The sequence below is a fragment of the Pedomonas sp. genome (genome assembly GCF_036515995.1).
In the GTDB taxonomy this organism is placed as follows: Bacteria; Pseudomonadota; Alphaproteobacteria; order Sphingomonadales; family Sphingomonadaceae; genus Pedomonas.
The window spans coordinates 1-10,190 of sequence record NZ_DATBUP010000190.1; the positions used below are offsets into that span (position 1 = coordinate 1).

Genomic DNA, 10,190 nt, shown 5'->3' on the forward strand with positions numbered 1-10,190 from the left:
GTTGAGGCGGCGGACGAGAGGGGGGACTGCGACATGACGCGACCTACATGCACCTGACACGGCGGGGCCGCATTGATCGAACGCAAGGCGGGGCGGCCCGTCCCCGCCTTGCGCGCGGCCCTTGAGGTTATTCGCCGCCGCCCAGGCTGTGGACGTAAACGGCGAGCTGCTTGACCGTGACCGGCTCCAGCCGCTGCTGCCATGCGGGCATGACGCCGAAGCGGGAGTTGGTGACGGTCTGAATGATGCTGTCCGTATCTCCGCCGAACAGCCAGATGGCGTCGGTCAGGTTGGGCGCGCCCATTTCGCGGATGCCGGTGCCCGCCTCGCCGTGGCAGCTGGCGCAGTTGTCCGCGAACAGCGGCGCGCCGCGCTGGCTGGCCTTTGACGGCTGGTCCTGCTTCGAGATGACGCGCACGAACGCCGCCACATCACGGATTTCAGCGGGGGTCAGCATGCCGTCCTTGCCGAAGGCGGGCATGATGGACTGGCGGGTATCCTCGTCCGCCACGTCGCGGATGCCGTGCCGGATCGTCTGGTGAATGGCCGGCAGGTCGCCGCCCCAGATCCAGTCGTCATCGTTCAGATTGGGAAAGCCGGGGCTGCCCGCCGCGCCCGAGCCGTGGCACTGGGCACAGTACACCTTGAAGGCCGAGCGGCCGCCTTCGACGGCGAACGTCATCAGCTGCGGATTCTGGGGAATCTGCTCGACGGGCGTGGCGTTGATCTTCGCGATGATGTCGGCGCGGCCCGCCTCCACCGCCTTCATTTCCGCCGCCAGCTGCTCACGGCTGCCCCAGCCGAAAGTGCCGCGGGTGGCACCGCTGACCAGCGGAATGGCGGGATAGACGATCATGTAGCCCACGGCCCAGATCATGGTGGCGAACAGCAGGTACAGCCACCAGCGCGGCAGCGGCTTGTCAAACTCGGTGATGCCGTCCCATTCGTGGCCGGTCGTCGGGACGTCCTGCTCTTCGGGCTTGGTGTTGTTATAGCTGCTCATGGGTTCAGTCCTCGTCACGAAGGGGCAACTGGCGCATCACCTCGTGGGTGTCGCGCGCGCCGGGACGGAAGGTCCAGGCGATCGCGCCGACGAAGAAAATCACGAGGCTAAGGAGTCCCCAGCTGTCGGCGAAATGGCGGAAGGCTTCGTAGCTCATCGCGCACCCCGCTCGCTTTCCTGCGCCTGCACGTAGGCGGAGAAATCCACCAGCGTGCCGAGCATCTGCAGATAGGCGACGACCGCATCCATCTCGGTGAGGCGCTGCGGGTTGCCGTCGAAATCCCGCACCTGCGCCTTGGGATAGCGTTTCTGCAGGTCCTCGGCATCCGCATCCGGGTCGGCCTGTGCCTTGAGGTCGGCCTCGGCCTTCTCGATGTCCTCATCCGTGTAGGGCACGCCCGCAACGCGCAGCGCCTTCAGGTCCGGCGTGATGCGCTGGGTGTTGAGGTCGCGCTCTGCCAAGAATGCGTAGCCCGGCATGATGGACTCCGGCACCACGGACTTGGGATCCTTCAGGTGCTGGACGTGCCACTCGTCCGAATAGCGGCCGCCGACTCGGGCCAGATCCGGCCCGGTGCGCTTGGAGCCCCACTGGAACGGGTGGTCATACATGCTCTCTGCCGCCAGGCTGTAGTGGCCGTAGCGCTCGATCTCGTCCCGGAAGGGGCGGATCATCTGCGAGTGGCAGCTATAGCAGCCCTCGCGGATGTAGATGTTGCGCCCGGCCAGCTCGAGCGGGGTGTAGGGCCGCATGCCCTCCACCTTCTCGATGGTGTTCTGCACGTAGAACAGCGGCGCGATCTCAACGATGCCGCCGATGGTGACCACCAGAAGCGACAGGACCAGCAGCAGCGTCGCGTTCTTCTCGATGGTGCGGTGGCTGAACTTTTTGAAACGCATGGCTCTCTCCAATCATTCAGCCGGCTGGTGCTGGACTGCGGTTGCCTTCGGGGCGAGCGGCACGTCGCGCGCCGGGTCATAGGCGGGCATTTCGGCAAAGGGCGCTTCCTTGCGCACGTCGCCCCGGATGGTCCGCCACACGTTGACGACCATGATCACGCCGCCCGAGAGGTACAGCAGGCCGCCCAGCGCACGGATGAGGTAGAAGGGCCCCATGGCGGCGATGACTTCGGCGAAGCCGTAGACCAGGAAGCCGTCCGGGTTGTACTCGCGCCACATCAGGCCCTGCATGATGCCCGCCACCCACATGGAGGCGCAGTAGAGCACGATGCCGAGCGTGGCGGTCCAGAAGTGCCAGTTGACCATGCGGATGGAGTACAGGCGGTCGCGGTTCCACAGGCGCGGTACGAGGAAGTACACCATCGCGAAGATCAGCATGCCGTTCCAGCCCAGCGCACCGGCGTGCACGTGACCCACGGTCCAGTCGGTATAGTGGCTCAGGGAATTGACCGTCTTGATGGACATCAAGGGGCCCTCGAAGGTGGCCATGCCGTAGAAGGCCAGCGAGAGCACCATCAGGCGGATGATCGGGTCGGTGCGGATCTTGTCCCATGCGCCTTCCAGCGTCATGAGCATGTTGATCATGCCGCCCCAGCTCGGCACCCACAGCATGATCGAGAACACCATGCCCAGCGTCTGCGCCCAGTCGGGCAGCGCGGTGTAGTGCAGGTGGTGCGGGCCCGCCCAGATGTACATGAAGATGAGGGCCCAGAAGTGGATGATGGAGAGCCGGTAGGAATAGACCGGCCGCTCCGCCTGCTTGGGCACGAAATAATAGGCCATGCCGAGGAAGCTGACGGTGAGGAAGAAGCCCACCGCGTTGTGGCCGTACCACCACTGGGTCAGGGCATCCTGCACGCCGGAGAACGCCGAGTAGCTCTTGCCCGACCAGCCCGCCGGAATGGCGAGGTTGTTTACCACGTGGAGCATGGCGACCGTGACGATGAACGACAGGTAGAACCAGTTGGCCACATAAATGTGCGGCTCGCTGCGGCGGATGAGCGTGCCGAGATAAATGGCCAGGTACGCAACCCACACCACCGTCAGCAGCAGGTCAGCATACCACTCGGGCTCCGCGTATTCCTTGGACTGGGTGATGCCGAGCACGTAGCCCGAGGCCGCCAGCACGATGAACAGCTGGTAGCCCCAGAACACGAACCAGGCGAGGTTGCCGAAGGCGAGACGGGCGCGGCAGGTGCGCTGCACCACGTAGAAGGATGAAGCGATCAGCGCGTTGCCGCAGAAGGCGAAAATCACCGCCGAGGTGTGGACCGGGCGCAGGCGGCCGAAGCTGGTGTATTCCCCGAGGTTGAGCGCGGGAAACGCCATCTGGAGAGCAACGTACAGCCCTGCGGCGAGACCCACGATGCACCAGAACACGGTGGCGATGACGCCCGCGCGGATGACATCATCCATGTAGCGATCCTGCGGGACCGGCTGGCGGACCAGGCTGCCGTCCGCCTTGAACTTCATCGACCGGATGGTCGCGCCGATGGCGATGAAGCACGACAGCATGATGATGACGCCGTGGGTGGCGTACCCCGGCTCAACCGACTTGGCGGTCGCCACCATGGCGGCCAGCGCCACCAACAAATAGATTGGGATTGTTATTGCTGCACTCATAGGGACATTCCTCGCCCGTCAACTGGCTCTTTGGGTCCCTCATCCGCGCCCGAGCGAAGCCGGGCATTGATCCAGATCAAGGGCGGCCAGAGGCGTGCCGAGTTGTCGCAGAGCGCGGAATTCCGCGCATTTGCGGCCAAGTCATTGAGTGGCTTTAATATTTCGAACGAATGGTCGGCAAAAAAGCCCCCGCTCGGGGGTGAGCGGGGGCTGGGGTCTAAGGTCTGGGGTCTGGTTTTACGGCCTCAGCTCAGGCGATGCTCTCGACGATGCCGCCTTCAACGCGCAGCGCCGCGCCCGTTGTCGCGCTGGCCTGCGGCGAGGCGGCATAGACGCACATGTTCGCCACCTCCTGCGGCGTTGCGAAGCGGTGCAGGAGGGTGGAGGGACGGTTTTCCTTGAGGAAAAGCGATTCCATCTCCTCGGTGCCCACGCCGCGCTCGGCGGCCATCTGACCGATGAAGGAAACCGTGCCTTCCGTGCGGGTCGGCCCCGGCAGGATGGCGTTGACGGTTACGCCCGTGCCGGCCAGCACCTTGGCCAGCCCGCGCGAGACGCCCTGAAGCGCGGCCTTGCTGACGCCGTAGTGCACCATCTCGACCGGAATGTTCAGTGCGGACTCGCTTGAGATGAACTGGATGCGGCCCCAGCCCCGCGTGCGCATACCAAGGGCGTAATGGCGGGCAAGGCGCACGCCGCTCATCACGTTGGTCTGGAAGAGGTCGTCCCATTCCTCGTCGCTGATGTCGAAGAACGGCTGGGCGGAATATATGCCAAGGTTGTTGACCAGAATATCCGCATCCGGCTCGGCAGCGATGAGCGCCTTGCAGCCCTCCTGCGTCGAGAGATCGGCAACCACGCCGCGTGCCGGCGCGCCGCGTGCCGCTGCCTGCAGGTCAGCCAGGGCACCATCCACACGGTCCTGCGTGCGTCCGCAGACAACCACCAACGCCCCTGCCCCGGCCAGTCCCCTGGCAATGGCAAGGCCGATGCCCGCAGTGGAGCCGGTCACGATCGCCGTCTTGCCTGTGAGGTCAATAATCATCCCGATGCTCCCGAAAGCTACAGAACGACGGGAAGGTCAGGCGGTTGCCGGCCGGGCGGGCTCTCAGCGTTTCTCGTACGGCTCCAGGAGGGCGATCATGCGGGCGTTGTCCTGCCGCTTGGCGATGTCCATCGCGGAATGGCCGATGGCGTCGGTAATGTCCGCCCGCGCGCCGGCATCCAGCAGCATCCGCACCTGCTCGGCGCGGTCGAACAGCGTGGCGGTCATCAGCGCGGTCTGTCCGGCCTTGTTCCGGGCGTTCACGTTTGCACCGGCCTCGATGAGCCGACTGGCAACGGCGTCATGCCCCTTGAAGGCGACGCCCATCAGCGCCGTGTTGCCCTGGCGGAGATCCGGCAGGTTGATGTCGGCACCCGCCTTGATCAGGGCTGCAACCGCTTCGGATGAGCCGTTGTAGGCCGCCAGAATGAGCGGGGTGAAGCCGCGCGCATCGCGGCCGTTGATATCGACGCCGACGGCGACGAGCGCCTCGATGATATCGACCCGGCCGAGCTTTGCCGCATCGAACAGCAGTTCCTGGCGGCGCTCCGGCGTCAGGTTCGCCGTCCACCCGGCAGCCTCCACTGATGCCTGAGCCGGGGCCGGGATCTGGGCCGGGGTCTGGGCGGAAGCGGCGGACACGGCACTGGTGCCGGTCAGCAGCCCTGCGCAGACGGCAAATGCGCGGCAGAGCATGTTGGACTTCATGACAAAAACTCCTGTCGGGTGGGAAGCGGGGCCGGAGGCTGGCTCCGGCCCGCACTTTCTGGCCTTCGCCCCGGGGAGACTTACCGGGCTTCGGCCAGCTGGGCCTGTCGCTGGGCGTTGAAGTCAGCCGCGGCCTTCTTCACATCTTCCAGCTTCAGGTTGGTCGCCTTGGCGAGACGGGTGCCGTAGTCGGCATCAGCCTGCCAGAAGTGGCTGACCATGGTGGTCTTGGTCTTCTGGTCGCGCACCTGGTTGAGGTCGCCAGCCAGGTTCTTGATCAGGTTCCGCTTCTGCTCCTCGGTGAAGCTGCGGTAGAGGATACCGGCGTGCTCATAGTCGTTGGTCTGGCTGATCGGCTTGGCCTGGGCCAGGCCCTGCAGCTCATAGGCCGACGGCTCGAGGCGGACGTTGGTCACCTTCGGCGCCATGACGGACGGGTAGTAGTTCACGTCCGAAGACCGGCCGGAGCTGTTCTGGAACCCATCCTGGTTGTTGTTCACAGCCTTAACGCGCGGCGCGTTGACCGGCAGCAGGTTGTGATTGATGCCGAGGCGGTAGCGCTGGGTATCCGCGTAGCTGAACAGACGGCCCTGCAGCAGGCGGTCCGGCGACGGCTCGATGCCCGGCACGAGGTTGGACGGCGCCAGTGCGGCCTGCTCGGTGTGCTCGAAGAAATTCTCCGGCACCTTGTTCAGGGTCATGGTGCCGACCTTGATTTCCTCAAAGCCGTACCAGTCCTTCGTGGCGTCGAACGGGTTGTAGTTCAGCTTGCCGATGTCCTGCGGCTTCAGGATCTTCACGTACAGATCCCACACCGGGTAATTGCCCTTGGAGATGTTCTCGTAGAGGTCGTTGGTCGCGTAGTTGAAGTTGATGACCTCAGCCTCTTCGGCCGTCAGGGTCTTGACGCCCTGGCGGGACTTCCAGTGGAACTTGGCGAACACCACGTCGCCCTTGTCGTTCACGAGGCGGTAGGCGTGAACCGAGTTGCCGTCCATCTCGCGCAGGGACTTGGGCGTGCCCAGATCAGAGTAGAGGTAGGTGTGGGTGTGGACGCTCTCCGGCGTGTGGACGAAGAAGTCGAACACGCGGTTCGGATCCTGCCTGTTGGTCACCGGCGAGGGCTTGAACGCGTGGACCATGTCCGGGAACTGCTTGGCGTCACGAATGAAGAAGACAGGGAAGTTGTTGCCGACCAGATCCCAGTTGCCTTCGGTCGTGTAGAACTTGGTGGCGAAGCCGCGCGGGTCGCGCAGGGCCTCGGGCGAGCCCTTCGGGTGTACCACCGTGGAGAAGCGCACGAACACATCCGTCTTGGAGCCCGGCTTGAACACGGCCGCCTTGGTGAACTGGGTGATGTCGCCATCCACCACGAAATTGCCGTAAGCGCCGGTGCCGCGGGCGTGCACTACGCGCTCGGGAATACGCTCGCGATCGAAGCGGGCCAGCTTCTCGATCAAATGCACGTCTTCCAGCAGAACGCCGCCATGCTCGCCGGCCGTGCGGGAATTGCGATTGTCGCCGATGGGTGCGCCGTTGTCCCGGGTCATCTGCGGAACGTCAGCGGCGAAAGCCGGAGCCGTGGTGGCCAACAGCACAGCCGCCGTCAGTACACTCTTCGACATGGAACCCCCTCCTTCAAAAAATCTCTGTATCTGCCGCGACGAACCGCGGCCGCAGGAGGAAGATGCCAAGTCTCGACAGATCAGGGAAACGATGAATTGTCATTTCTGTAATCGATTTACACAATGATTAACAAGAAACGATCATTGAATACTTGCGTCGATTACTGTAATCGATTTTTATGCATATATATTCGCAGAATTCATCAGAAAATCAGTAATTTGCCCCCGGCTTCCCGGCCTCCTGTTTCTGACCCGCAGCGCCCCCTCGTTAACCAGGGCCAGCCCTCGCCCCCCCTCGAATATTCCGCTAAAAGAGCAACGTTTGCGCTCGATCAATTCGCTAGAATTAGTCGCTGCTAGAATCGCTCCAACAGGTCATCGTTGGAGTAAAAATAATGAAAACCAAATTGTCGGTTTGTGCGGCCCTCCTCGGCATTGTCGCAAGCAGCGCTGCTCATGCGGAAGCGGGTGACTGGCTGGTGCGCGCCCGCGCCATCTGGGTCAGCCCGACCGAAAGCTCCTCCGGCATCGAGCCCGCATTTCCTGATGATCGCGTGGGCGTGGGCGCGGACGTGATGCCCGAGCTGGACTTCACTTATTTTGCCACGAAAAATGTCGGCTTCGAGCTGATCCTCGGCACCACCAAGCATAACGTCACCGGGCGCCGGGGCCTCGCCGGACTTGGCACGGTGGCCGACACCTGGGTGCTGCCGCCGACGCTCACCGCCCAGTACCACTTCGCGCCCGATGCCAAGGTGCGGCCCTATGTGGGCGCGGGCCTGAACTACACGATCTTCTACAATGAGGACGCCAGCAGCAGCCTCAATGCCGCCATCGGAGACACCAGCGTGAAGCTGAAGGACTCGGTCGGCTACGCGCTTCAGGCCGGCGTGGATATTGACCTGACCGAGAAGGTCTTCCTGAACCTTGATGTGAAGTACATCGACATGGACACCACGGCGACGCTGCGCACCGGCAACCTCGTCAACAAGGTTGACGTCAGCATCGACCCCATTGTTGCGGGCATTGGCATCGGCATGCGGTTCTAGACCCCGCAACTGATGACCCATACCCCAACGCGAGCCTCCGGCCCCTCCCGGAGGCTCGTTCGGTTCTGCCGCAATTTGCCCCGCGCGCCGCCGGGTGCTAGGCAATGCGAAGCGTATGGATGCACCGATTCCAGGTGGAGCCTGCCATGACCCGAGATGCCCTGCCCGACCAGCTGCCTGAACAACCGCTCACCCGGCCGACCTTCGCCGAACTGTTCACGCCCAAGCTCGTCACCGTGCTGCGAGAAGGATACGGGCTGGCCCGGCTGCGGGCGGACGCCATCGCCGGGCTCACCGTCGCCATCGTGGCGCTGCCGCTCTCCATGGCCATCGCCATCGCCTCGGGCGCATCTCCGGCGCAGGGGCTCTACACCGCCATCATCGGCGGCTTTCTCGTCTCCCTGCTTGGCGGCAGCCGGTTCCAGATCGGCGGCCCGGCGGGCGCGTTCATCGTGCTGGTGGCCGCAACCGTCGCCCAGCACGGCATGGACGGCCTGCTGCTCGCCACCATCCTCTCTGGCCTCATCCTCATGGCCATAGGCTTTCTGAGGCTGGGCACCTACATCAAGTTCATTCCCTACCCCGTCACCGTGGGGTTCACGGCAGGCATTGCCGTCATCATCTTTGCCAGCCAGATCAAGGAACTGCTGGGCCTCACCCTCACCCGGCCCGAGCCCGGCCCTTTTCTGGAGAAAATGCCGGTGCTGTGGGAGAGCCTGCCGAGTGTCACCCCCGCGGCCATCGGCCTGTCGCTGGCAACCATCACCATTATCGTGGGACTGAAATACCTGCGCCCCGGCTGGCCAGGCATGCTGGTGGCCGTCGCTGCCGCGTCCGTGGCGGCGGCGGTGCTCGGCCTGCCGGTCGCCACCATCGGCTCGGCCTATGGCGGCATTCCCGGCACGTTGCCGGTGCCCGGCCTGCCCGAGGTATCGCTTGCGAAAATCCTGGCCGTTCTGCCCAGCGCCGTTGCCTTCGCCCTGCTCGGCTCCATCGAATCCCTGCTCTCCGCCGTGGTGGCGGACGGCATGACCGGGCGCCGCCACCGCTCCAACTGCGAACTGGTGGCGCAAGGTGTGGCCAACATCGGCTCCGGCCTGTTCGGCGGCATCTGCGTGACCGGCACCATCGCCCGCACCGCCACCAACGTGCGCGCCGGGGCCCACGGCCCGGTGGCGGGCATGCTGCACGCCGTGTTCCTGCTGCTGTTCATTCTGGTGGCCGCCCCGCTGGCCAGCTTCATTCCGCTCGCCAGCCTTGCCGGCGTGCTGGCGGTGGTTGCCTGGAACATGGTGGAGAAGCACGCCATTGCCACCCTGATGCGTGCCGGGCGCGGCGCCGCGGCCGTCTTGCTGGTGACGTTCCTGCTCACCGTGTTCCGCGACCTGACGGAGGCGATCGTCGTCGGCTTCGCGCTGGGCTCGGTGCTGTTCATCCACCGCATGTCCTCGAGCGCTGCCGTCGAGACGCACACGCCGTTCGTACCGGAGGACCGTGCCGACACTCTGGAGGGCGAGCGCGTGCCCTATACGGGCGCGCAAGGTGCTGATCCGCGCATCGTCATCTACCGCATCACGGGCGCGTTCTTCTTCGGCTCGGCCGCCAGCATCGGCTCGGTGCTCGACCACATTTCGGACAAGCACAAGGCGCTGGTCATCGACTTCTCGGCGGTGCCGTTCCTCGATTCCACCGCCGCATACACCATCGACAGCCTTGCGCGGAAGGCCTCGGCGCGCGGCGTTTACGTGATGCTCAGCGGCACCACGCATGACATGCGCAAGGTGCTCTTCGCCCATGAGCTGAAGCCGCCGCTGGTGCACTACGAACGCCGGGTGGATGAGGCAGTGCTCAAGGTGCAGCACGCGCTTGAGGCAGGCGCATTTCCCGCATCTCCCATCGTTTCAGATTAATAATGATGGCCTGCCTGCGCGCGTGGTTGACATATTGTTGCGCAGCAACCTAGGAATATTTTGCAAATACGAAATCATAACGAGGTCGAGATGTCCACTTCCAACCGCCTTCGCCCCGAAACGCTGGCCGTTCATGCCGGATGGCGCGCCGACCCGACCACGGGCTCGGTCGCGGTGCCGATCTACCAGACCACCTCCTACCAGTTTCGCGATACCGAGCATGCGGCCAACCTGTTTGCGCTGAAGGAGCTGGGCAACATATACACC

Annotated in this window: 10 protein-coding genes; 3 read left to right on the top strand and 7 right to left on the bottom strand. The window is 64.3% G+C overall.

From position 1 onward, the window contains the following. Nucleotides 1-127: 127 nt before the first annotated feature. The 7 genes from ccoP to VIG90_RS14210 form a co-directional block, all read right to left on the bottom strand. The gene (ccoP, locus tag VIG90_RS14180) at nucleotides 128-1,003 is read right to left on the bottom strand and encodes a cytochrome-c oxidase, cbb3-type subunit III (protein WP_331594172.1); all 876 of its coding nucleotides are present in this window, start codon (nucleotides 1,001-1,003) and stop codon (nucleotides 128-130) included. 4 nt (nucleotides 1,004-1,007) lie between these two features. Next, nucleotides 1,008-1,160, bottom strand: coding sequence for a cbb3-type cytochrome c oxidase subunit 3 (locus tag VIG90_RS14185; RefSeq protein ID WP_331594173.1), 153 nt, complete (start codon nucleotides 1,158-1,160; stop codon nucleotides 1,008-1,010). After that, nucleotides 1,157-1,903, bottom strand: a complete 747-nt coding sequence (gene ccoO, locus VIG90_RS14190; RefSeq protein WP_331594174.1) for a cytochrome-c oxidase, cbb3-type subunit II — start codon at nucleotides 1,901-1,903, stop codon at nucleotides 1,157-1,159. The genes VIG90_RS14185 and ccoO overlap by 4 nt, the downstream gene beginning before the upstream one ends. A gap of 12 nt (nucleotides 1,904-1,915) precedes the next feature. Continuing rightward, a complete protein-coding gene (gene ccoN / locus VIG90_RS14195) occupies nucleotides 1,916-3,586 on the bottom strand; it encodes a cytochrome-c oxidase, cbb3-type subunit I (protein ID WP_331594175.1) in 1,671 nt (556 codons plus the stop codon). A 250-nt stretch (nucleotides 3,587-3,836) separates the two neighbouring features. Beyond that, nucleotides 3,837-4,631, bottom strand: coding sequence for an SDR family oxidoreductase (locus VIG90_RS14200; RefSeq protein ID WP_331594176.1), 795 nt, complete (start codon nucleotides 4,629-4,631; stop codon nucleotides 3,837-3,839). Nucleotides 4,632-4,694: 63 nt separating this feature from the next. After that, nucleotides 4,695-5,339, bottom strand: a complete 645-nt coding sequence (locus tag VIG90_RS14205) for an ankyrin repeat domain-containing protein (RefSeq protein ID WP_331594177.1) — start codon at nucleotides 5,337-5,339, stop codon at nucleotides 4,695-4,697. 80 nt (nucleotides 5,340-5,419) lie between these two features. Beyond that, the gene (locus VIG90_RS14210) at nucleotides 5,420-6,964 is read right to left on the bottom strand and encodes a catalase (protein WP_331594178.1); all 1,545 of its coding nucleotides are present in this window, start codon (nucleotides 6,962-6,964) and stop codon (nucleotides 5,420-5,422) included. A gap of 395 nt (nucleotides 6,965-7,359) precedes the next feature. On the opposite strand from VIG90_RS14210, the gene VIG90_RS14215 reads away from it, so the two are divergent. The 3 genes from VIG90_RS14215 to VIG90_RS14225 all read left to right on the top strand — a co-directional run. Beyond that, entirely contained in the window at nucleotides 7,360-8,013 is a 654-nt protein-coding gene (locus VIG90_RS14215; RefSeq protein WP_331594179.1) for an OmpW family protein, read from the top strand. A gap of 146 nt (nucleotides 8,014-8,159) precedes the next feature. Continuing rightward, nucleotides 8,160-9,923 (top strand): SulP family inorganic anion transporter, encoded by a 1,764-nt coding sequence (locus tag VIG90_RS14220; protein ID WP_331594180.1) that lies wholly within the window; start codon nucleotides 8,160-8,162, stop codon nucleotides 9,921-9,923. A 90-nt stretch (nucleotides 9,924-10,013) separates the two neighbouring features. Next, a partial coding sequence (locus VIG90_RS14225; protein ID WP_331594181.1) for a PLP-dependent transferase occupies nucleotides 10,014-10,190 on the top strand: 177 nt, incomplete at its 3' end.